Genomic DNA, 21,972 nt, shown 5'->3' with positions numbered 1-21,972 from the left:
CCCGTGTCACCCGGTGCCCGGCCGGTCGCGCCAGGCCAGGCCGCCCCCCTCCACCTGGACACCGACCTTGTCGCCGACGGTCATCGGCTCGGTCGGGGCCGTCACCCGCGCGGTGACGTGCGTGCTGTCGGACAGGCTCAGGGTGACGAGCGCGTCGTGGCCGTGGAAGTCGTCGCCGACCACGGTCGCGATCACGGCCTGCGGCGCCGGTGGCGTGGTGATCCGGACCTGTTCCGGACGGACCAGCACGGTGAGCGCTCCGCCTCCCGGGGGGAGTTCGGCCACCACGACCGGGCCGAGCGCGGTGCGCAACACCGCGGGATCACCGTGGTGACCCGGCTCGTCCTGTGCGGACAGCAGGATCGCCTCGCCGACGAAGGCGGCCACCCAGGCGTCGGCGGGCCGGTGGTAGACGTCGGTGGGGGAGCCGCTCTGCACGATGACGCCCTCGCGCATCACCGCGATCTGGTCGGCCACAGACAGCGCCTCGCCCTGGTCGTGGGTGACCAGGATCCCGGTGGCGCGGTCCGCGCGCAGCGCGGCCCGTACGTCGTGCCTCAACTCGGCGCGGAGCCCGGCGTCGAGCGCGCTGAACGGCTCGTCGAGCAGGATGAGGGAGGGGCGCGGCGCCATGGCGCGGGCGACGGCCACCCGTTGCTGCTGTCCTCCGGACATCTGGTGCGGCATCCGGTCGCCGTACCCGGCCAGGCCGACCAGGCTCAGCGCCTCCTCGATCCTGTCGCCCCGCCGCTCGGCCCGGCTCAGCCCGTACCCCACGTTCTCGCGTACCGACAGGTGGGGGAAGAGCGCGCCCTCCTGCGGCACGATCACGATCTGGCGCCGCTGAGGCGGCGTGTGCGCGGCGGGACCGGCGACGACCCGCCCGTCGACGGTGATCTCGCCCGCGTCGAGGCGTTCGAAGCCCGCCACGCAGCGCAGCAGGGTCGTCTTGCCGCAGCCGGAGGGGCCGAGGACGGCGGTGAGGGTGCCGCTCGGCACGGTGAGGTCGACCCCGTCGAGGGCGGCGACGGACCCGTAGCGCCGGGCGAGCCCGCGCAGTTCCAACCGGCTCACCGCTGAACCTCCTTGCTGAGAATCCCGGTACGCGCGGCGAGCAACCAGGTGGGCACCGATGACAACACCACGAGCAGAACCGCGTAGGGGGCGGCGCCCGCGTAGGCGGCGACCGCCGTGTTCGACCACAGCTCGGTGGCGAGGGTGTCGACACCGGTCGGGCGGAGCAGCAGCGTCGCGGGCAGTTCCTTCATGCAGGTGAGGAAGACGAGCGCCGCGCCGGCGCCGATCCCCGGCAGGGTGAGCGGCAGGGTCACCGTGCCCAGCACCGCGAGCGGCCCCTTGCCCAGGGAGCGGGCGACCTCTTCGAGTACGGGCGGCGCCTGGGCCGTCGCGGTGGCGACGGCGGCGACGCCCAGCGGCAGGAAGAGCGCGGCGTAGGCGAGCGCGAGCAGCCAGGTCGTCTGGTAGAGCGGGAAGGCGACGTTGATCCCGAAGAACACCAGGGACAGGCCGATCACCACCCCCGGCAGGGCGTGGCTGAGGTAGCTGAGCCGCTCCAGCGTCGCGGCCAGGCGCCCCGGCACCCGGGCGTTCAACACCCCGACCGGCAACGCGAGCAGCATGGTCAGCGCCGTCCCCGCCAGCGCGAGCAGGAGGGAGTTGCCCGCGGCGGCCAGCACCTCCGGCCAGGTTCCCGGACGGGAGATGCCCTCGGCCATCCGCCGGGCGAGACTGTACGTGGTGACGCCGAGCGCGAGGACCGCGACGGCGAGCAGTGCGGCCGCGGCGGGCAGGCGTGCCACGCCCAGAGCGGCCCTGGCGGGCGGGCGGCGGGTGCCGCTCAGCCGGGAGTAGCGGGCTCCGCGCCGCCGGGTCGCGCCCTCCCCGGCCAGGATGAACACGGTCAGCACCACGAGTACGGTCGACAGCACCAGTGCGCCGGTACGGTCGAAGCCGAGGTCGAAGGCGAGGAAGATGGCGCGGGTGAAGGTGTCGGCGCGCAGGATCGAGACCGCGCCGAAGTCCGACAGCACGTACAGCGCCACCAGCAGCCCGCCACCGGCGATCGCGGGGCGGATCTGGCGCAGCGTCACCCGGGTGAAGGTGTGCCAGGCGTCGTGGCCCAGCGACCGCGACACCTCCTCCTGCGCCGGGTCGGCACCGGCGAGGGCCGCGGCGGTCGGCAGCAGGACGTAGGGATAGGAGCAGAGCGTCAGCACCAGGGCCGCCGCCCAGAAGCCCTCGAAGCCGTCCACCGCCGACACCCAGGCGAAGGCGGCGATGTAGGTCGGCACCGCGAGGGGCAGGACGGCGAGGACGGCGAAGACGCGGCGGCCCGGCAGGTCGGTGCGCACCAGCAGGAAGGCCGAGCCGACCCCGAGCACCAGGCAGGCGAGGGTCACCACGGCCGCGAGCGCGAGCGTGCTCGCCGCCAGCGCCGCGACCCGCGCGGTGAGCAGTTCCTCGGCGATCCTCATCCCGCCCGCCTCGGCGGTCCGGACGGCGAGGTAGGCGAGCGGGATGAGGGCGACCGCGACGGCGAGCACCGACAGCGCCAGCACCACGGGCCTGGCCGGGCGGGGCCGCCTCGCACCTCCTGCCGGGACGCCGGGACGGCCGGGCCGCGGCGAGGATCCGCCGCGACCCGGCCGCCTCACGGAGAGCGGCGACGTTCTCAGGGGACCAGTCCCGATTCCTTGATGAGCGCGATCGTCGCCTCAAGCTGGTCGAGGTCGTTCAGGTCGACCGACGGGACCTTCAGCTCGTCCAGGGCGGGCACCCCGGCGGGCGGGGCGGCGTCGGCCAGGACCGGGTACTCGAAGGTCTCCTCGGCGAAGTACTTCTGCGCCTCGGCGCCGAGCAGGTAGTCGACGAAGGCCTGCACGTCAGGGTTGTCGGCGGCCTTCTTCAGCACGCCGACGCCCGCCACGTTGACCAGGGCGCCGCTGTCCCCGTCGGGGAAGAAGTGCAGCTTGGCGGCGAGCCCGTCGGGCGTCTTGCCCCGCTCCTTGGCCAGCTCGCCCAGGTAGTAGTGGTTGATCAGGCCGACGGCGACCTTGCCCGAGTCGACCTCCTCCAGGATCGGGCCGTTGCCCTCCCGGATCTGCGGCTCGTTGGCCTTGAGCCCGGCGAGGAACTCCTTCGCCTTGGCCTCTCCGTGCTGCACGGTCACGGCGGTGACGAACGACTGGAAGGACGCGTTGGTCGGGGCCACCCCGACCTTGCCCTTCCACTCCGGAGCGGTGAGGTCGAACACCGAGGTGGGCAGCTGGTCGGCGGGGACCAGGTCGGGGTTGTAGACCAGCACCCGCGAGCGGGCGGTGACGCCGACCCACTCCCCGCTCTTGGCGCGGTAGGTGGCGGGCACCTTGTCGAGCACGGCGGCCGGAAGCGGGGCGAACATCCCCTTCTTGGCCACGGCGCCGAGCGCGCCGGCGTCCTGGGCGAAGAAGACGTCCGCCGGTGACTTCTCCCCCTCTTCCAGGAGCTGGGTGGCCATGGCCGAGGTGCTGGCGTAGCGGGCCTCGACGGCGATGCCGCTCTGCGCGGTGAACTTCTCCAGCAGGGGCTTGACCAGGGCCTCGTTGCGCCCGCTGTAGACGGTGATCTTCTTCTCGGCCGCCTGGCCGGCGGCATCGCCGGTGTCCGCGGACTCGCCGCCGCACGCGGCCAGACCGAAGAGGAGAGCACCCGTGGTGGCCAGTTTGAGCATGGTTCTGGGGAGGGACGTCGGCACCGGGGTGCTCCTTCGATCATGGCGCTTGCAACTACATCGCTGTAGAAGTTAGCAGAGCCTAACCTAAGGAGCTGCGGCAGGGGGTGGGGCGCCTCCTGGGAGGGGCATCTGATCTACGTGCCGGGGAGGCCGGGTTCGGTCAGGACTTATGTGTGGGGAGGCCGGGTTCGGTCGGGACCTATGTGCCGGGGAGATCGAGTTCGGTCAGGCCGAAGCCGAGTTGGCTGTACAGCTCCAGCTGGTCGAAGTAGTCCCGTTGCGTAATGATCTTTTCGTTGGCGACGTAGGCCATGCACGCGCCGCGGACGGTGATGCGACGGCCGGTCTCCTCCACCTCGCGCCCGTCGGGCAGAAGGAAGGGGCCCGTGTGGGTGCCGGTGAGCGTCCATTCCGCGACCACGGGATCCTCGCAGGGGACCTCCAGCCAGACCGTCTTCTTGAAGTCGGGAAACGCCTTGAAGTACTGCTCGTAGAGCCAGGCGATCTGCTCATGTCCCTCCATCGTGCCCGACGGTGCGACGAGGACGGCGTCCGGGCTGTAGCAGTCGAGTACTCGGTGCAGATCGTGAGCGTTGATCGCTTCGATCAGGCGGCGTTCGAGCTCCAAGGAATTCACGTGACCCTCCTGGTGCTGGACGAGGCGTTGGGCTTCCGGGACTTCCGGTCCGACCGGGATGCCGTACGTCGGGGGTGCTCAGGGGGCGTCGGACCGAGAGCCTTGACGGCGCTCTTTCAAAGCTATCCAGTGGGAAGTGAGCCTTTGGTCCGGGTGTCGTGGTATTCGCACCACGGAAGGTGCTGTAGGTCCCCGGTCGTCCCATGGGAGTGTCATGTCTTCGTCATGCCCGCTCGCCCGGTGCATCGGAGAGGAGGATTCACCTACAAAATAGCTGAAACCGCCAAAAAAGCGATTTATATTGAACTCTGCGCTATAAATGGAAATCAGCGAAAATAGCGCTGGTCGGCGAGTCCCGTGCGGGTTAGGTTGACCAGCATGAGCACCTCCTATCACCCCCCTCACAACTACCGGGTCGTGGCACCCGACCAGCTGCGCGGATTCCCCAAGGCGCTGGGGATAAGCGACTACTGGATGCCGAGGACGATCGCCCTGGTCACACAGGGGAAACCCGGCGACCTGGCCCTGGTCGGCGATCCGCCGTACGACTCCTCCCAGCACGACTCCTCCGGGATCGGGGTTGGCACGTTCCACTTCGACATGACGACCCGCACCTCCCAGGGATGGGGCGGCGGCATCGTCCGCTATATCCAGTCGGGCAAGCCTTGTGTGTGGAAGCCCGCGGAGCCGAAGGAGGGCACCTTCAACCTGGTGGTGGAGATAACCGCCGAGGACGCCACCGAGATTCGCATCTCGGAACGGGAGCACATCGAGGATTTCCAGCGCGCCTGGGACTGCTCCTTCGGGCTGGTCGCCGGCCTGGCGCCCAAGTGCTCCGCCGAGTCGACGGAAGGGGCGATCAGGGCACTGGTCACCCGTCTGATCGAGATGGGAGCGGCGTACGTGATCCCGGCCGACCCCGGTGACCTGGCCAACTGGGGTCCCCGCGTCCTCGCCGTCTACAAGGCCCTGTGCGCCCACTCCTACAAACGCGACGACAAAGGCCATCACTCGCCGATCGAATACCGGTTCACGGTGCACGAGAAGACCATCACCGTGCGTTTCGCCTTCGGCCCGAGACATTCCAGTGAGGAGTTCGTGATTCCCGGGGAGATCTCCCCGGTGTTCACCGCCGCGAGCTACGAGGAGTACCTCCAGGCGAAGAAGGCCGCCGTCTCCCAGCCTCCGGTGGTGGCCGTTGCCGGGTTGAAGGTCGGCACCGTGGTCGTGTGGTCCGATGTCGTCGCCGACGGCCGGCTGTTCGAGGACTATCCGCTGGGGCCCTCCATCGCGGAGCAGACCGTCTACGCCGTCCCCGATCTTGAGACGGAGCGGTGGGTGGTGGACATGCCGGCCATCAACGGCCGGCTCCACTTCGAGGAGGGAACGGTGGTCGCGGTGGGCGACACCCACGCCTGGGTGAAGATCGACTTTCGGGATCACGGCTCTGACGGCACCTTCTCCTGGGTCACGTCGAAGGTGGCGGAGCTCGACCTCCCCGGCGGGTACGGCTACGTGTGGCTGCGGCACCACCTGCTGAAGCCGAAAACCTGACCGGCGTCACCGCCCGTCTCTCTCGACCGCTCACCTGATCGCCTGATCGCCTCGCTCGATCGGCCCGCATCCCGTGATCCGACCGCGGTGGCCCGGCGAGAAGCTCGCCGGGCTACCCCGGAAGGCGCGGCTCGGAAGGTGCGACGGCGGTCGGTGGTCATCGGTCTGTGACCCCCGCGCTGAGAAGGTGAACCACTCCCGACCGTAACTGTCGAACAGGAGTCAAGTTCGGCGGTCAAATTGGGCCTTCTCAGCCGCCCGGTCGGCGGGTTATCAAGAGTCTGGGGGCGCCCGCGCGCCATCCCCGCTCATGACCACCACTCCGATGCGGACGAGGGATGACATGCGCCGGCTATGGGCAGTGATCGTACGAACGCTCTGCGTCGCGGCCCTCGCCGCGACCGGGCTCACCGGGACCGTCACGACCGCCGCAGCCACTGTGACCGCCACCGCGGCCGAGCCTCCCCGCTGGGGATTCGCCGTCGTCAGAGGCAGCGCGGTGGTGGAGACCCTGCACCAGGCGGGCTCGTGGCCGCAGGGGCTCAAGGTCGAGGCCACCCAGGGCGAGCCCGGTCAGGTGTTCGTGAGGTTCCCGCAGATCGGTAGGGCTTCGGGGGGAGTCGCCCACGTTACGGCGATCTCCCAGTCCGCCGACTGGTGCCAGGTCGAGGGCTGGTGGCAGTCGGGCGCCGACGAGATCGTGGCGGTGCGGTGTCACCGGTACGGCGTCGGGCCGATCGCCTCGCGGTTCTCGGTCACCTTCGGCTCCAGCGAACAGTACCTGCCCGCGCGCCAGGCGTTCGGGTACGTGCACTGGGACGGCTCCGCCGTGGCCACGGGGTTCAACTCCTCGGGGCCGGCCGCGGTGAACACCGTCGTGCCGCTGACGGCCCCGGGAACGTGGCGGGTCACCCTGCCCGGACTCGGCTCGGCGGGCCAGGCTGGGAACATCCAGGTCACCGCGGTCGAGCCGACCGTGCCGGCACACTGCAAGCTGGGCGGATGGAGCGCGACGACGACCACGCAGAGCATCGTGGTGCGCTGCTACGACGCCACCGGCACATCACTGAACACCGGATGGAGCCTGACCTACCACCGCGAGCGGGCCATCACCTGGACACCTTCGGGGTACCGCTTCGCCTACACCTTCGACAACGCCCCCACGACCCAGGGCCCCTATGTGCCGACGCCGTACCCGGTCAGCTACAACTCGCAGTCCGGGGGCCTGCAGCTCAACAATTTCGGGGTCGCCAGGAAACAGGTGATGTTCGGCGAGGTCAGCGGATATGCGGACAACGTCCAGGTGACCGCGTTCGGCTACGGCCCGGAGTTCTGCAATCTGTACGCCCCCTGGGAGACGTATTCGACGTATGTGAGCATCCGGTACGTCAGCTGCTACAACGGCACCGTCCCGGTCGACCACCCGGCGATGATCACCTACATAGCCCGCTGACCAGGGTCTTCTTTCCCCTTAGGCGCCGGACCGCCGACGGCGGAAACGAGCGTCCGCCTCCCCGTGCGGCGATCGGCGGTGATGAGGATGCCGTCGAACGCCACGTCGCCCGCGAGGTCGGCATCACCCGAACGGCGCCTGAGCCAGAGTGATGCCAAGCTGAGCCAATATGGCTTGTAAGTGGCATCACCGTGTGCCATAGTGATGCCATGGACTTGACCCCGTATGTGGCCTCGCTCGGTCGCGAGTTGCTGACCGCCGCCGAGACCGGTGAAGGCGACGCCAGTGTGCTGATCGAGCGGTTGACCGTTTCGATGGAGTCGGCGATCCGGCTCACCCTGCTTGAGGCGTTGTCGGCGGCCGCCGACGAGATCACCCGAGATCTGGCTCCCGGTTCGGTCCAGGTTCACCTGCGGGGGCGTGACCCGAGCTTCGTCGTGGCGGTTCGGCAGATGGAGCATCTCGCCGCCGACACCCCGGCTCCGAGCGCGCCGTCGGCCGACGACGCCGCGGCGAGCTTCGAGGACGGGCCGGTGACACGGATCAACGTCCGCCTCCCCGAGCAGCTCAAGGCCGCGATCGAGGAGGCGGCCGCCAAGGAGGGCCGTTCGCTCAACGCCTGGCTGGTGCGGGCCGCCTCGACCGCGCTGCGCGCCTCGGAGCGCGACCACGACTCCGACCGACGCGGTAAACGCGGCGCGCAGCGTTCCACCGGCTGGGCCCGCTGACCCACCCGATCGACGCGGCGAACGCGGCCTACGGCGTTTCACGGGCCGAGCTCACTGCCCCACCCAACCGACGCGGCGTACGACGTTCCACCGGCCGGCCTCACCGGCCCACCTCGACATCCAGAGCCACTTTCTCCACACACCTCCGACCAGCGGAAATGTTCTTCTGACTCACTCCGAGGGGACAGCCATGCCAATTTTCGCCACGCCCGAACCGATTTCCGCCACGATCGAGCTCTCCACCGGTGACGTTCAGATCATCGCGAGCGACCGGACCGACACCGTCGTCGAGGTGCGGCCGAGCGACGCGTCCGACGAGTCCGACGTGGACGCCGCGCAGAAGACGCGCGTCGAGTACGCCAACGGCACCTTGACGGTGAGAGGGCCGAAGGCCCGCATGCTCGACTTCTCCAAGAAGACCAGGTCGGTCGACCTGCTGATCGAGCTTCCCACCGGCTCGCACGTGCACGCGGACCTGTCGATGGGAGACCTGCGCGGCGTCGGCACGCTGGGAGAGTGCCGGTTCAAGGCGTCGGCCGGGCACTTCCACCTCGACCGGACCGGACCGCTTCGACTGAGCACCTCCGGTGGAGACATCACCGTCGAAGCGGTCACGGGCGACGTCGACGTCTCCACCGGCACCGGGCGCGTGCGCATCGGCGACATCGACGGCGCCGCCGTCGTCAAGAACTCCAACGGCAACACCGAGCTCGGCACCGTCACCGGTGAGCTGCGGGTGCGCTCGGCCAACGGCGACATCTCCGTCAACCGGGCCGACGCGCTGGTGGACGCCAAGACCTCCAACGGAGCCATCCGCGTCGGCCGGGTCGCGCGCGACACCGTCACGCTGCACACCTCGACCGGCCACCTCGACATCGGCATCGCCTCCGGCACCGCCGCATGGCTCGACCTGGACACCTCCTACGGGCGGGTGTCCAACTCGCTGGACGACCTCGGCGAGGCACCCGAGGAGTCCGAGCAGACCGTCGAGGTCCGCGCGCACACGTCGTTCGGCGACATCACCGTCCGTCGCTCCTGACCAGACATCAGAAGGGTCTCTCATGAACATGCCGTCCCCCTCCGCGATCACGGCGACCAGACTGCGCCGCTCGTACGGCGACCACGTCGTGCTCGACGGCGTCGACCTGGACGTCCCGCGTGGCACCGTCTTCTCGCTGCTCGGCGCGAACGGCGCCGGCAAGACCACCACGGTCAAGATCTTGTCCACCCTCATCCGGGCGGACGGAGGCAGCGCGCGCGTCGCGGGCCACGACTTATCCACCGAGCCGGACGCGGTGCGTGCCGCGATCGGCGTCACCGGCCAGTTCTCCGCGGTCGACAACCTGCTCACCGGCGAGGAGAACCTCGCCCTCATGGCGGACCTGCACCACCTCGACCGCAAGACGGGCAGGCACAGGATCGCCCGGCTGCTCGACCGGTTCGACCTCGCCGACGCGGCGAAGAAGACGGCGGCGACCTACTCCGGCGGGATGCGGCGACGGCTCGACCTCGCGATGACGCTGGTCGGCTCACCACAGGTGATCTTCCTCGACGAGCCGACCACCGGGCTCGACCCGCGCAGCCGCCGCGCCATGTGGCAGATCGTGCGGGAGCTCGTGGCCGATGGCGTCACCATCTTCCTCACCACCCAGTACCTGGAGGAGGCCGACGAACTCGCCGACCGGATCGCGGTCCTCGACCACGGCAAGATCGTCGCCGAGGGCACCGCGGACGAGCTCAAGCGGCGCGTCCCCGGCGGCCACGTCCTGCTGCGGTTCGCCGACGAACGCGACCTCGAATCCGCCGCACGCGCCGTGGGCGAGGTGTCCCGCGACAGCGAAACGCTCGTCCTGCGCGTACCGCACGACGGCAGCCTCGCATCGCTGAAGGCCCTGCTCGACCGGCTCGACCGCGACGCGGTCGAGGTCGGCTCGCTGAGCGTGCACACCCCCGACCTCGACGACGTCTTCCTCGCTCTCACCGGAAACAAGGAGAAGGTGGCCCCCCGATGAGCACCATGTCGCACGCCCTGACCGACTCGGCGACGATGCTCCGCCGCAACCTCAGACGCATGGTGCGCTACCCGTCCATGACACTGCAGCTCATCGGCATGCCGATCGTCTTCCTGCTGCTGTTCGTCTACGTCTTCGGCGGCACGCTCGGCGCCGGGATCGGCGGAGTCACCGGCGGACGCGCCGAATACGTCAACTACGTCACCCCCGCGATCATCCTGATGACGATCACCGCCGCGATCCAGGGCACCACCATCTCGATCGCGATGGACATGACCGAGGGCATCGTCGACCGGTTCCGCACCATGGCGATCGCCCGCGTGTCCGTCCTGACCGGACATGTCATCGGCAGCCTCATCCAGACGATGCTCAGCATCGCGGCGGTGCTCGGCGTCGCGCTGCTCATCGGCTTCCGGCCGTCGGCGGGGCCCGGCGACTGGCTCGCCCTCGCCGGTGTCCTGGTGATGATGGCCTTCGCCTTCATCTGGCTGGCGGTCGCGCTCGGTCTGGCCAGCAAGTCCGTCGAGTCCTCCAGCAACGTCGGCCTGCCGCTGGTGCTGCTCCCGTTCCTGGGCAGCGGGTTCGTCCCGACCGACTCGATGCCGACCGCGCTGCGCTGGTTCGCCGAGTACCAGCCGTTCACACCGCTCATCGAGACCCTGCGCGGCCTGCTGATGGGCACCCCGATCGGCAACAGCGCCGCCATCGCGGTCGGCTGGTGCCTCGTCATCGGCCTCGGCGGCTACCTCTGGTCGAAGAGGCTCTTCAACCGCGAGTCCACCCGCTGAACCCGATGTCCGCGAATCCATCCGATGGCCGCGAGTCCACTCGCTGAGCCCGATGTCCGCAAGTCCACCCGCCAAGCCGCGCCTCAATTCGCGGACACCCGGTTCGGCCCATGCGCTTCCCACGGCTGACAGGAATTTCGAGCCGCGAAGAACACACGCCATCGCAAGTAACCCCCGAGCAGAGAAGAGGAACGACCATGGAACACATCGTCACCACCCTGCCGACCGCGCGCCCGTCCGGCTGTCCCTTCGACCCGCCCAAGGAGCTGCTCGACGCGCGCGAGCACGGCCCGATCAGCCGCTTCACCTTCCCCGACGAGCACTCAGGTTGGCTGGTCACCGGCTACGACCTGGTCAGGGCGGTCCTGGCCGACCCCCGGTTCAGCTCGCGCAGGGAGCTGATGCGCCACCACCCGCTGGTCGACCTCGGCGACATCGAGGTGCCTCCGGCGCCGCCCGGCGAGTTCCTGCTGATGGACGAGCCGCAGCACGGCCGCTACCGCAAACCGCTGGTCGGCAAGTTCACCGTACGACGGATGCGGCAGCTCACCGAGCGCGTCGAGCAGGTCACCGCCGAGCACCTGGACGCGATGGAGCAGGCCGGGCCGACGGCCGACCTGGTGACCGCGTTCGCCAAGCCCATCCCCTCCGTCATCATCTGCGAGCTGCTGGGCGTCCCGTACGAGGACCGCGGCCGCTTCCAGGAGAACATCGACAAATTCCTCGGCGGGGAGACCGCCGACGAAGAACTCATCGCGGCCTACACCGCCACCCAGGAGTATCTCGCCGAGCTGGTGGCCGCCAAGCGCGCCAACCCCACCGACGACGTGCTCAGCGACCTGCTCGACAGCGACCTGACCGACGAGGAGCTCAAGGGCATGGCCCTGATCCTGCTCTCGGCCGGGTTCGACACCACCGCCAACATGCTCGCGCTGGGCACCTTCGCGCTACTGCAGAACCCGGAGCAGCTCGCCGCCCTGCGCGCCGACCCCGCGCTCGTCGACCGGGCCGTGGAGGAGCTGCTGAGATATCTGAGCGTCGCCAAGCAGTTCTTCAGGGTCGCCTTGGAGGACGTCGAGCTGGGCGGCCACACCATCAGGGCCGGCTCGATGATGATCCTGTCGTACAACACCGCCAACCGTGACCCCGAGCGCTTCGCCGACCCCCACAGGCTCGACCTGCGCAGGCAGGACGGCGGGCATCTGGCCTTCGGCCACGGCATCCACCAGTGCCTGGGCCAGCAGCTCGCCCGCGTCGAGATGCGGGTCGCCTTCCCCGCCCTGCTCGACCGCTTCCCCACCCTGCGCCTGGCCGTGCCGGCCGAGGAGATCGGCCTGCGCCCGGAGACCGCCGACATCTACGGGGTGAAGAGCCTCCCGGTCACCTGGGACACGTGACCGGTCCGTCCGCCCACGCAGAGCGTCACCGCTTCCTTTTCCGGTTGATTTGGGCCTTCTCAACCGCATGGCCGGCGGGTTATCAAGGGCCTAACCCTCCTCTCTCCAACGTGGTGAAGGATGTCATGCGCCGATCATGGGCAATGATCGTACGAATGTTCTGCGTCGTGGCCCTGGCCGCGACCGGGCTCACCGCGACCGCCACGGCGGCCACGGCGGCCGACCCTCCTCGCTGGGGCTTCGCCGTCATCAGGATCGACGGCGTCCCGGACTCCTCACGCCAGGGGGGCTCGTGGCCGGGCGGATACAGGGTCCAGACCACTTTGGGCGGTCCCGGTCAGGTGTTCGTGAGGTTCCCGCAGATCGGAAGGGCCTCGGGGGGAGTCGCCCACGTCACGGCGATCTCCTCTTCCGCCGACTGGTGCCAGGTCGAGGGCTGGTGGCAGTCGGGTGCCGACGAGGTCGTGGCGGTCCAGTGCCACCGGTACGGTGTCGGCCCGATCGCCTCGTGGTTCTCCCTCTCCTTCGGAGACAGTTCCCAGTATCTCCCCATGCCCCGGGCGTTCGGGTACGTGCACTGGGACGGCTCCGCGGTGGTCTCGCGCTTCAACTCCTCGGGTCCGGCCGCGGTGAACACCGTCGAGCCGACGTCGCTCCCGGGAGTGTGGTGGGCCGTCCTGCCGGGGTTCGGTTCGGAGGTTCACGCGGGGAACATCCAGGTCACCGCGGTCGACCCGTCCGTACCCGCGCGTTGCAAGGTGGCCGGGTGGCAACCAACGCCGCCCGCGCAGAGAATCGTGGTGCGCTGCTACGACGCCACCGGCGCGCCGCTGAGCACCGGATGGAGCCTCACCTACCACCGCGAGCGGCCCGTCGTCGGGCCCTCCGAGTCGAACCGTTTCGCCTACACCTTCCACATCGCCCCCGGCACGAGCGTCAGCCCGATGACAATGGCTCATCTGAACTACAACTCCCGGGGCGGGACCGTGCAGATCAGCGGTAGTCCCGATGGCCCCAAGAAGCAGGTGGTCTTCACCGAGGTCGGCGCGCCCCCGGACAACGTCCAGGTCACCGCGGTCGGCTACAACGCGGAGTTCTGCAACCTGTCGGCCCCCTGGGACTGGTACACGACGCGCGTGATGATCCGGCATGTCGTCTGCTACAACGGCAACTGGAAGGTCGACCACTCAGCGATGATCACGTACGCGGCCCGCTGACCGGCGGCCTGGGGCACAGCCCTCAGAGGGTGAGGTCCTCGCCCTGCTTGAGGGCGGCGACCTCATAGGTCTCGGCCGAGGTCGCGTCCAAGAACCGGGAAAGCTCATCGGGCCGGGTGTCGTAGAAGCCGTCGATGTGGAATCCGTCGTAGTGGATCGGCACCGCGACCCTCGCTCCCAGCAGGCGCGCGGCCACGGCCGCCTGGCCGGCGTCGAGCGAGGCCGGGTACGGGCTCGGGGGCTGACAGTGCGGGAAACACACGGTCGGCCCGTTGATGGGGGTGAGCACCGCGTCGAACGGCCCGAACCGGTGGGCGGCGCGCCACCAGTAGCCGTGGAACATGCTGTCGCCCAGGTGCAGCACGCGTTTTCCGCCCGCTTCGACGGCCCAGGACACCTGCGGATCACCCAGGGTGTCGACGGCCGGAACGGCCGCGATCGTGAAAGGGCCGATCGTGACGGTCTCCCACAGACCCATCGGACGCCGGGACAGGTGCCGTTCGTCGAGCTCGCGGTCGGCCTTGAGCGTCCACAGGTTCTCGTGGTCGTCGCCACCGAAGGAGACCGGATGCAACACCCGGCCGTCGGGGCGTAGCGCTTCGGCCAGTGCCGCGGCGTCGGTGTGGTCCCGGTGCAGATGCGTGCACAGCCCGGCGATCACGTCCCCCTCGGTGCGGGGCCGGACGACCTGCGGCATGGGTGCCGACAACGGGGTATCCTCCAGCACTCCCTCCGGGTAGCCGAGCAGGTCGATCACCACGCTGTGACCCCGCGCTTCCAGCTCCACCCCGGCCCAGCCCAGCCACCGAACACGCATCTCCCGGACCCCTTTTTTAGCGTACGATCGTTCGTTAATCGGTTAGCGTACGATCGTTTGCTAAACTCGTCAATCATGAGAAGATCCGCCGAGGCGGCCCAGCTGACCCGCGACCGAATCGTCGCCACCGGCGTGACGAAGGCCTCCAGCGACGGCCTCCACGCGCTGACCATCGGCTCCCTGGCCGAAGCCCTCGGCATGAGCAAGGCAGGCGTCGTCGGCCCCTTCGGCTCCCGCGCCGAACTGCAGTCCGCCGTGCTGACCAAGGCGGCCGACATGTTCGTCGCCGCCGTCGTCGCGCCGAGCATGAAGGAGGAGCCGGGCCTGCCGCGCCTGCGCGCGCTGATCGACCTGTGGTGCGGCTATCTGGACAGCAGCCCGTTTCCCAACGGGTGCTTCATCACCGCCGCGTCCTGTGAGCTGGACGGCCGGCCAGGCGAGTTGCGGAGCCTCCTCCTCACCATCGTGACCCAGTGGCGGGCCTTCCTGCGCGAGCAGATCGTGATCGCGCGGACCGCGGGCGACATCACCACGACGCCGGACGCGGACGACCTCGTGACGACCCTGATCGGGATCGCGATGTCGGCCAACCAGGAGATCCAGCTCCTCGCCGACGCCACCGCACCGTCACGCGCACGGCGTCTCATGCTGGCCGCCATAACCCGGTGAACTTCCCGATCAGGCGGGACAGAACCGACACGAGCGATCACCGCCTCGTCGGCGCCGATACCGGCGAGCATCGCGACCTCCTCTTTTCGGTATCTCGGCGTCGAAGCGGTTGACGGGGCGGCGACGAATCAGTGATTACGAGGCTTCACCGGAAGGGGCGGTGGCGGCGAGATGGTCGTGCAGGGCCGCGTGGCGGAACTGATAGACCGGGCCGACCGCACGCAGCAGCCCCAGGCGGTGGGCATCATCGAGAAAATCCATGATCCGCCAGGGAAGCCGGCGTTGGAGGGCTAACCGGGCCACCGCGATGGTGCAGACCAGCCACGCATGATGCTTGCCCATCACGGCCCCGGCCCCGAGCCCGAGCGTGAGCCCCACCGCGAGCCAGATCATGAGCAGGATCGTGAGCTGTTCCCAGTCCCAGTGCTGGGTCCTGATCTCGGTCGCGATATCGAGCCCGACCAGGGGCCCGAATACGAGCCCGCACGCGAGTACGGCCACGACCAATCGCAGAAGGGTAAGCGCTCTGTCGGCTCGCCAACTGGAGCGGGGTGTGCTGGTCGATGTGAGGGTGGGCTGCTCCGCCCAGGTGATCAGCCCGGATGCCAACGTGATCCCCAGCCAGACGAGAAGCCCGAACCCGAATATGAATTCAAAATTGAGATCGAAAAAATTGATTCGGCCGGGACGTAAAGAGATCCCGGAATCGAGATCGACATTGAGCGTCAACGACGCGAACGAGAGCGTTAGCCCGGACACGATCCCAATCGTGAGCCTGATCGTGAGCCCGAACGTGAGGGCGTCTTTCATGGAGCGGAAGAGAAGAGAGATTCGTCCGCGCAGGCGCGGGTCTGCGTATCCAGGTTTTTCGTTGACCCAGGGCTTGGCGCGCACAAGCCCGCTCGTGAGCCCGAACGTGATTCCGAGCGCGAGACCGAGCGCGAGACCGAACGCGCTCCTCGCCGCGATCCGGGACGCGGTCTCGTACGAGCTCCCGAAGGCGGTCCCGATGATCCCGAACACGATCCCGAGCGCGATCCCGAGCCCGAACCCGAGCGCGATCCCGACTGTTGACCGAATGTGGGGTGTGGTATGGGCGATGTGCCACCAGGTGATGTCGCGGGTGGTGGCCGGGGGGAAGGCGTGGGCCAGGTAGGTCAGGAAGCGTCGGGTGGTGTCGGGGTCGAGCCGGTGGCGGGGGCGGAAATGGTCGGCGGGGTCGGTGCTGGGTGGGCGGGCGGCGATGACAGCGGGGATGACGTGGTCCAGCAGGTGAGTGCGTAGCGCGTCGGCGTCGGCTCCGAGCGGGCCGGTCAGGGAGGCGGGGTCGGTGCCGGGGGTGACGTAGACGGTGCGGATCAGCCACAGGCCCAGCGGGGTGGCGGCGAGCTGGGTCAGACCGGGGGCGGTGCGGGAGCGCAGTGCGGTCAGGGTCTGTCTCCAGACCTGGGCCGGGGAGGCGGGGAGGCAGGCGGCCAGGTAGTCGGCGGCGGTGTGTGAGAGCAGGGATTGAGGGACGATGACCGCCGTTGCGGTGAGCGGGCGGCCGACCTCGTGGATGGCGGTGGTGAACTCGGCGCGGCGGCTGGTGAGGATTAACTGGTCGCGAGTGGTCAGCGAGGCGTTGAGCGCGGTGATCACCTGGGCGCGGGCGGGTGCGGGGATTTCGTCCAGGCCGTCCAGGACGGGCAGGATGTGACCGCCGGAGACGAGCGCGCCGGCAGCGCCGGCACCGAGCTCGGGAGCGACCAGTGCCGGGTAGTCCTGGACCAGCCGGACGGTGAGCCAGTCCTGCAGCCGGGGATGGGCACCGGTGTCCCAGCCGGAGACCGGCAGCAGCACCGGCACCGGCACGATCTCCCCCTCGCCGGCGCCGGTCTGATCGGTTGCGCGGGTGGACAGCAGCTGCAGCAGCAGCTGGATCGCCAGGGTGGTCTTGCCCATGCCCGCGCCGCCGGTGATGACCAGCCGCCGCCGGGTCAGGGCGCGAAAGTCGCTCGCGAGGGCGGCGATGTCGTCGCTGCGGCCGGCGAAGGTGAACTCGGTCGCGGTGCTGATCAGCCGAGGGATGCTCATCACTGTCCCGTTGGCGGTGAGCTGCCAGCGGATCGGAATGGGTGCGGGGTCATCGAGCAGCCGGTTGCGGGCCTCGTCCTGCCATTGCCTGCGCACCAGGTCGGCCAGCACATCGGCGGCTTTCGTCACATCGGCGGGTCTGTTGGCGCTGGTGTTGCGGCGCTTGGCCCATGCCACGACGGCGGCCGTGGCCACCGATGCGGCGATCGCGACCGCGGCCAGATCAGCGGGGTTGACCGGGTCGTCCGGTTTCAGCGCTCGCCATACCGAGACCACTGTGGTGACCAGCGCGACGATGGCCAGCAGGGCGGCTGAATTCCACCAGCGAATGGGGGGTCGGCTCACACCGATATATTCGCCGCCGTTCAGTACCGGCGGCATGAATCATGGCCCATCTCAGTGCTGAATCGTGATTACCGACAGCCGGCCGCGATCATTACTGACACCCTCTCGGCGGCGACGATGCAGCGGCGTGACGTTGCAACACACCGGAGAAGCCGGGACGCCGCACTCCACGGCGTCAATCGGACGCATGCCGACGAGGAGGAGCACCACCGCCCCGCCGCACCCGTCGATCCCCGGCCCGTGCTGGGCGGAGTGTCCCTGAAGAACTGTAAACAACAAGGTGAGGCAGGGCGGCGGCCGTTGGAGCCGTTGACCTATACAGCCGAGGTCAGCCGGTGGGGTGCAGGTCGGCGGTGTCCGGGTCGGGGACGGACTGGGACGCGGCGGCGCCTCGGGCACGCGGACCGGGGAGCCTGAGGGCGGCGAGGACGGCCGTCAGCATGACGGCGCCCAGGACGTAGACGGCGACGCGCATCCCCTCGGCGGAGGCGACGCGCAACGCCTGCCCGGACAGCCCTTCGATGCCGTGGTTGGCGACGGCCACCAGGACCGCCAGGCCCGCGGCGGTTCCCACCTGCAATGCGGTGGAGGCCACCCCGGAGGCGAGCCCCTGCTCGTCCGCCGAGACACCGGTGCCCGCGGCGATCCACATCGCCTCGTACGTGATGCCCATGCCCAGACCGATGACGACGATCCCGGCCAGGACGGTGAGGAAGGATCCGTCCGTGTGCATGCCGGGGGCGAGGAACGCGGCGCCCACGGCGTTGACGACGATGCCGGTGATCAGCGTGCTCCGGGTGCCGAAACGATGGACGAGCCGCTCGCTGAGGAAGTTTCCCGCCGTGATCGAGAGGGTCGGCCCGAGGAACGCGAGCCCGGTCTCCAGCGCGCTGAAGCCAAGGACATCCTGGAAATACAAGGTGAGGAAGTACGGCACGGCCTGCATCGTCAGCCCGAAGACGAGGATGACCACGACCGCCCCGCTGAACGCGCGGTTGCCGAACAGCCGCAACGGCATCAGCGGTGTCCGCCCCCGAGCCTGGACACGCAGGAACGTGGCCAGCAGGACCACCGCGAGAACGGCCGAGGCGACCACCTCGGCTCGCGTCCAGCCGACCTCGGAGCCGTGCGCGACCGCGAAGATCAGCAGCGTGATGCCCGCCGTACCGGTGAGCGTTCCGAGCACGTCCACGCTTCCCGAGGTGACGCGGCCGTCGGGGGGCAGCAGGGCGAAGGCGGCGACGGCCCCCGCGGCGGCGAGCGGGACGTTGACGTAGAACACGGCCTGCCAGCCCAGGGCCTGGGTGAGCACCCCGCCCGCGAGCGCGCCCGCCGTGAGCCCACCGGCGCCCGCCATCGCCCAGACCGTCAGTGCGCGGTTGCGCTCCCTGCCCTCGGCGAAGGTGGTGTTGACCAGGGCGAGCACCGCCGGGAAGAGCACCGCACCGGCGAGACCCTGCAGAGCGCGTGCGGTGAGCAGCACCGCGGGCGCCGTGGCCAGGCCGCCCAGCACGGAGGCCACCCCGTACAGCACCATGCCGAGCACGAACATCCGCCGGCGTCCCACCAGGTCGGACAACCGCCCGCCGAGCAGCAGGAAGCCTCCGTACAGGACGACGTACGCGGTGACCACCCACTGCAGGGTGTGCGGAGTGAAGCCGACATCGGTGGCGATGTCGGGGAGAGCTACGTAGATGATGGTGAAGTCGAGACTGATGATCAGATGCCCGAGCGCGAGCAGCGCGAGGCTCCATCCCGGCCGTCGGCTGCGAGCCGGGGACTGGGTTGTGGACATGGGTGTGCCTTTCGTCCGTATGTGGTCCGGTGGCCTGTCATGGCTGCACCGGGACCGGCGGACATTTGTTGGCACACCCCCTGAGGGCACTGGGATGGGCGGCCCCCGCGCTCGGCCCGTCCGGTCCGATCATCGCCCCTCCCCTCCCTCACGTGTTCCGCGCTGTCTTCGCGTGTTCCGCGCTGTCTTCGGGACGACTATGCCGCTCGCCGTGGCTGACGGCATCGGACGTCAGGTCGACATGGCCTGGGACCTTGGACCTAAGACCACTGAGATGGGGGTCGGGTAATCGCGGGTCGCGAGATAGCGCGCGGAGCCGATCTGGGCAAGGTCTGCGCTGCTCCTCCGGAGGGCTTCGTCGCCGGATGGTCTGTTGAGACGGCGCGACCAGCGGGTGAAGGCTCCGCGGAGGCTGTCCCGGATCATCCGCGACACCCTCTAACCTTCTAGGTTCCACAAAGAGCCATACAGCCCAATGATGTCAATTAATTCGCCGCGGGGGCGATGGGCAGAAAACGCAACAAAGTCCTGCCAATCGATCGGAACGAACTAGGGGAGTTCGATGAATCCGGGTTTCCAGGGAAGCGTGCTGGAGTAGCGGCGACGGCCGTAACGGCCCTCTTGTCGCCGGCGTGCGTTTCGGTGGGAAGGACACGCCTGCATGGCTCATTCCTGCCGTTACTATCGCAACGACGTCCGCCGCTTTCTCGGCATGTCCGATCTGCGAGTGTGGATCACTCACAGGTGAGCACACCTTCAACATGCCAGGGCCGCGGGCACTCCTGGGCAACTATTGGCGCTCAGAGGCGATGAAACAGCTTCGGATATCGCCGATGCTCATACACGAAACATCCGTTTGGGAACCTCCCTCCTATTGTGTGGTCACACGTGGGAGGAAAACCACCAAGTGACTCGTCGCGGGGCTGTTCAATGCGGCCCCGTGGTCACAGTGCTCAAAAAGGGGAAATTAAATGAGTAAGGGACGATTCATGTTCCGGGCTGCCAAATTCTCGGCCGCCATCGTCGCAATGGCTGCCGCCGGCGTGCTGCTGCCGGTGTCACCGGCATCGGCCAGGCCGATCGACTGCAATCTTACCGTGAATCTGGTAAAAGTGTCCGAGGGTTTTAATGCTGCCGCAAATGTGTACTGCTCGAAGGGGGAGCACTATACAGCTTACGTCTACATTCGCCGGGAAGACACGTTCGGAAATTCGGTCGTCGCTTCCGGGAAGGTGGACAGCAATGGGAAGTCCGGCTGGTTCCACGCGCGTGCCAGTGAGCCCTGCTCGGACGTCCAGACCAATAAAAAATACCATGCACATGGATATATTTACGACACGACATACGGCTATCCCATTGAGGTGAAGGACTTCAAGACCAGCAGTGTGACTGGTCATTGCTAGGGATCAAGTCCACGGCCGCCTTCCCCACTGAGGCCACTCTCGGCGGGGAAGGCGGCTTCGCATTTCGCCACCCCGGGACCTCATCCGCCGAGGCCGGATAACCCGGAGGCGTCTCACCTTTGGGTTATCCGGCGCCCATGAACATCCCGGCTTAGCCGTGGATATAACGCATCACCTCGCGGCGCACTCGAACCAGACAACGGTTCCTGTGGGGTCGCGGTGGAAGCCCCAGCGGGTGGCGAGTTCGTTGACGAGGAGGAGTCCTCGGCCGCCGGTGGCGCCTGGGCCGGAGTTCCTGACGCTAGGGATCTGTGCGGAGCCGGGGTCTTGGACGGTGATGATGACGCCGTGCGGGGTGAAGGCGACCGTGACGACGAACTCCGATGGCCGGTTGTCGCCCGCTGTGGTGTCCGCGGTTCCGCTGTCGGTCGCTCTGGCGCCGACTGGTTCGGCGCCGACCGGCCGTGTGCCGGTCGGCCCGGTGTCGGTCGGTCTGGTGGAGTGTTCGACGGCGTTGGTGGCCAGCTCGCTGGTGAGGAGGGTGGCGTCGTCACGGAGTGGGTGGTCGTCGCCGAGGATGTCGGCGACGAAGGCGCGGGCGTTCCTGACCTGGTCGGGGGTGGCGGGGAAGCGCTGGGAGATGACGGGGGTGTGGTTCGGCGTCGTCGACCAGCCGGGGATCCGGCCTGGGTAGGGCGGCCAGATGGTGACGGCCGGTCCGTTGAGGTCGTCGGTCGCCGTCCGGAACCGGTCAGCGAGCACCCCGGCGAGCACGGACAGCAGTCGTACGGTCATCCCGGTCACCTCCCTTGCTGATGGTCTCGTTGCCTGCGTTATTTTCGGCGGCCCCGAGGTCCCTGTCGGTTGTCTGGTGTGCCTGCTCGGGGTGGGGGTGGAAGTCCTCGATGTGCTGCATCCGGGCGGCGAGTTCGGCGGGGGTGTCGGCTTCGATGAGGCCGATGCGTTGGCGGTATCGGGTGGGGGAGAGTGCCCACCAGCGTCCGGTGGCGTGGCCGTACCAGGGACGCCAGTCGGGGAAGCGGAGCCTCAGCGTGCGTAGCGCGCGGGGGTCGTCGCCGGGTTCGTGCCGGAGGTGTTCCGCGTCCGCCTCTGCCTCTGCCTGGATGGGAGGTGCGCTCATGCCGTGACTCCCTTCCGGTGCGACTCGCGCCTGCCGGGCCGTGCTCCTGGCGGCGATTCGCGTCCGTAGGGCGGGGTGGCCGGTCGCGCGTGGCGTCCCCGGATGGTGGGGGAACCCGTGAAGGGGAGGCTCGGCGGGCGCGGGGTCACGATGGCCGGTACGGAAGGCGCGGGCAGTCGACCGCAGAGCCCGAGGCGACGCCGGGCC

At 68.8% G+C, this 21,972-nt stretch carries 19 protein-coding genes; 10 read left to right on the top strand and 9 right to left on the bottom strand.

Translation table 11 applies throughout. From position 1 onward, the window contains the following. Positions 1-6: 6 nt before the first annotated feature. The 4 genes from AB0B96_RS32330 to AB0B96_RS32315 form a co-directional block, all read right to left on the bottom strand. Complete coding sequence (locus tag AB0B96_RS32330; protein WP_362904852.1) at positions 7-1,074, bottom strand: ABC transporter ATP-binding protein; 1,068 nt, start codon at positions 1,072-1,074, stop codon at positions 7-9. Further along, a complete protein-coding gene (locus AB0B96_RS32325; protein ID WP_362904850.1) occupies positions 1,071-2,582 on the bottom strand; it encodes an iron ABC transporter permease in 1,512 nt (503 codons plus the stop codon). The genes AB0B96_RS32330 and AB0B96_RS32325 overlap by 4 nt, the downstream gene beginning before the upstream one ends. A 110-nt stretch (positions 2,583-2,692) precedes the next feature. Then, positions 2,693-3,754: an iron ABC transporter substrate-binding protein gene (locus AB0B96_RS32320; RefSeq protein ID WP_362904848.1), complete on the bottom strand. Its 1,062-nt coding sequence runs from the start codon at positions 3,752-3,754 to the stop codon at positions 2,693-2,695. Between the two features lie 178 nt (positions 3,755-3,932). Beyond that, on the bottom strand, positions 3,933-4,370 hold the full coding sequence (locus AB0B96_RS32315; protein ID WP_362904846.1) for an ester cyclase: 438 nt from the start codon (positions 4,368-4,370) through the stop codon (positions 3,933-3,935). Positions 4,371-4,748: 378 nt separating this feature from the next. On the opposite strand from AB0B96_RS32315, the gene AB0B96_RS32310 reads away from it, so the two are divergent. From AB0B96_RS32310 to AB0B96_RS32275, 8 genes are all read left to right on the top strand, one after another. Continuing rightward, a complete protein-coding gene (locus AB0B96_RS32310; RefSeq protein WP_362904845.1) occupies positions 4,749-5,924 on the top strand; it encodes a hypothetical protein in 1,176 nt (391 codons plus the stop codon). A gap of 361 nt (positions 5,925-6,285) precedes the next feature. Beyond that, positions 6,286-7,377 carry a hypothetical protein gene (locus AB0B96_RS32305; RefSeq protein WP_362904843.1) on the top strand — a complete coding sequence of 364 codons (1,092 nt, stop codon included), beginning with the start codon at positions 6,286-6,288 and terminating at the stop codon, positions 7,375-7,377. Positions 7,378-7,586: 209 nt separating this feature from the next. Beyond that, complete coding sequence (locus tag AB0B96_RS32300; protein ID WP_350945684.1) at positions 7,587-8,105, top strand: YlcI/YnfO family protein; 519 nt, start codon at positions 7,587-7,589, stop codon at positions 8,103-8,105. A gap of 190 nt (positions 8,106-8,295) precedes the next feature. Continuing rightward, entirely contained in the window at positions 8,296-9,144 is an 849-nt protein-coding gene (locus AB0B96_RS32295) for a DUF4097 family beta strand repeat-containing protein (RefSeq protein WP_362904841.1), read from the top strand. A 22-nt stretch (positions 9,145-9,166) separates the two neighbouring features. Next, entirely contained in the window at positions 9,167-10,117 is a 951-nt protein-coding gene (locus AB0B96_RS32290) for an ATP-binding cassette domain-containing protein (RefSeq protein ID WP_362904839.1), read from the top strand. Next, positions 10,114-10,905 carry an ABC transporter permease gene (locus AB0B96_RS32285; protein WP_362904837.1) on the top strand — a complete coding sequence of 264 codons (792 nt, stop codon included), beginning with the start codon at positions 10,114-10,116 and terminating at the stop codon, positions 10,903-10,905. Before AB0B96_RS32290 ends, AB0B96_RS32285 begins: the two co-directional genes overlap by 4 nt. Before the next feature lie 197 nt (positions 10,906-11,102). Then, a complete protein-coding gene (locus tag AB0B96_RS32280; RefSeq protein ID WP_362904835.1) occupies positions 11,103-12,302 on the top strand; it encodes a cytochrome P450 in 1,200 nt (399 codons plus the stop codon). A gap of 155 nt (positions 12,303-12,457) precedes the next feature. Continuing rightward, on the top strand, positions 12,458-13,519 hold the full coding sequence (locus AB0B96_RS32275; RefSeq protein WP_362904833.1) for a hypothetical protein: 1,062 nt from the start codon (positions 12,458-12,460) through the stop codon (positions 13,517-13,519). A 22-nt stretch (positions 13,520-13,541) separates the two neighbouring features. Here AB0B96_RS32275 and AB0B96_RS32270 read toward each other — a convergent pair whose 3' ends face one another. Continuing rightward, complete coding sequence (locus AB0B96_RS32270; protein WP_362904831.1) at positions 13,542-14,336, bottom strand: MBL fold metallo-hydrolase; 795 nt, start codon at positions 14,334-14,336, stop codon at positions 13,542-13,544. Between the two features lie 75 nt (positions 14,337-14,411). Between AB0B96_RS32270 and AB0B96_RS32265 the strand changes: the two genes are divergently transcribed. Then, a complete protein-coding gene (locus AB0B96_RS32265; RefSeq protein WP_362904829.1) occupies positions 14,412-15,005 on the top strand; it encodes a TetR/AcrR family transcriptional regulator in 594 nt (197 codons plus the stop codon). Between the two features lie 135 nt (positions 15,006-15,140). On the opposite strand, the gene AB0B96_RS32260 is transcribed toward AB0B96_RS32265, so the two are convergent. Both AB0B96_RS32260 and AB0B96_RS32255 read right to left on the bottom strand, forming a co-directional pair. Next, positions 15,141-17,426 (bottom strand): hypothetical protein, encoded by a 2,286-nt coding sequence (locus AB0B96_RS32260; RefSeq protein WP_362904827.1) that lies wholly within the window; start codon positions 17,424-17,426, stop codon positions 15,141-15,143. A 328-nt stretch (positions 17,427-17,754) separates the two neighbouring features. Next, entirely contained in the window at positions 17,755-19,221 is a 1,467-nt protein-coding gene (locus tag AB0B96_RS32255) for an MFS transporter (protein ID WP_362904825.1), read from the bottom strand. A gap of 971 nt (positions 19,222-20,192) precedes the next feature. Between AB0B96_RS32255 and AB0B96_RS32250 the strand changes: the two genes are divergently transcribed. Next, on the top strand, positions 20,193-20,624 hold the full coding sequence (locus tag AB0B96_RS32250) for a hypothetical protein (protein ID WP_362904823.1): 432 nt from the start codon (positions 20,193-20,195) through the stop codon (positions 20,622-20,624). A gap of 171 nt (positions 20,625-20,795) precedes the next feature. Here the strand turns inward: AB0B96_RS32250 and AB0B96_RS32245 are convergent, their stop codons facing one another. Together AB0B96_RS32245 and AB0B96_RS32240 are read right to left on the bottom strand one after the other, a co-directional pair. Then, positions 20,796-21,419 (bottom strand): ATP-binding protein, encoded by a 624-nt coding sequence (locus tag AB0B96_RS32245; RefSeq protein WP_362904821.1) that lies wholly within the window; start codon positions 21,417-21,419, stop codon positions 20,796-20,798. After that, complete coding sequence (locus AB0B96_RS32240) at positions 21,376-21,765, bottom strand: hypothetical protein (RefSeq protein WP_362904819.1); 390 nt, start codon at positions 21,763-21,765, stop codon at positions 21,376-21,378. The genes AB0B96_RS32245 and AB0B96_RS32240 overlap by 44 nt, the downstream gene beginning before the upstream one ends. Positions 21,766-21,972: the final 207 nt, after the last annotated feature.

The organism is Streptosporangium sp. NPDC049046 (assembly GCF_040649155.1).
GTDB lineage: Bacteria > Actinomycetota > Actinomycetes > Streptosporangiales > Streptosporangiaceae > Streptosporangium.
The sequence above is the reverse complement of the archived record's forward strand: the minus strand, read 5'-3'. Positions and strand labels throughout refer to the sequence as shown.

What these genes read in the sequence shown, in the direction of transcription:
- AB0B96_RS32255 (WP_362904825.1), bottom strand. Translation starts at nt 19,221, where the DNA reads ATGTCCACAACCCAGTCCCCGGCTCGCAGCCGACGGCCGGGATGGAGC.
- AB0B96_RS32310 (WP_362904845.1), top strand. Translation starts at nt 4,749, where the DNA reads ATGAGCACCTCCTATCACCCCCCTCACAACTACCGGGTCGTGGCACCC.
- AB0B96_RS32270 (WP_362904831.1), bottom strand. Translation starts at nt 14,336, where the DNA reads ATGCGTGTTCGGTGGCTGGGCTGGGCCGGGGTGGAGCTGGAAGCGCGG.
- AB0B96_RS32240 (WP_362904819.1), bottom strand. Translation starts at nt 21,765, where the DNA reads ATGAGCGCACCTCCCATCCAGGCAGAGGCAGAGGCGGACGCGGAACAC.
- AB0B96_RS32285 (WP_362904837.1), top strand. Translation starts at nt 10,114, where the DNA reads ATGAGCACCATGTCGCACGCCCTGACCGACTCGGCGACGATGCTCCGC.
- AB0B96_RS32290 (WP_362904839.1), top strand. Translation starts at nt 9,167, where the DNA reads ATGAACATGCCGTCCCCCTCCGCGATCACGGCGACCAGACTGCGCCGC.
- AB0B96_RS32295 (WP_362904841.1), top strand. Translation starts at nt 8,296, where the DNA reads ATGCCAATTTTCGCCACGCCCGAACCGATTTCCGCCACGATCGAGCTC.
- AB0B96_RS32300 (WP_350945684.1), top strand. Translation starts at nt 7,587, where the DNA reads ATGGACTTGACCCCGTATGTGGCCTCGCTCGGTCGCGAGTTGCTGACC.
- AB0B96_RS32245 (WP_362904821.1), bottom strand. Translation starts at nt 21,419, where the DNA reads ATGACCGTACGACTGCTGTCCGTGCTCGCCGGGGTGCTCGCTGACCGG.
- AB0B96_RS32275 (WP_362904833.1), top strand. Translation starts at nt 12,458, where the DNA reads ATGTTCTGCGTCGTGGCCCTGGCCGCGACCGGGCTCACCGCGACCGCC.
- AB0B96_RS32280 (WP_362904835.1), top strand. Translation starts at nt 11,103, where the DNA reads ATGGAACACATCGTCACCACCCTGCCGACCGCGCGCCCGTCCGGCTGT.
- AB0B96_RS32265 (WP_362904829.1), top strand. Translation starts at nt 14,412, where the DNA reads ATGAGAAGATCCGCCGAGGCGGCCCAGCTGACCCGCGACCGAATCGTC.
- AB0B96_RS32250 (WP_362904823.1), top strand. Translation starts at nt 20,193, where the DNA reads ATGAGTAAGGGACGATTCATGTTCCGGGCTGCCAAATTCTCGGCCGCC.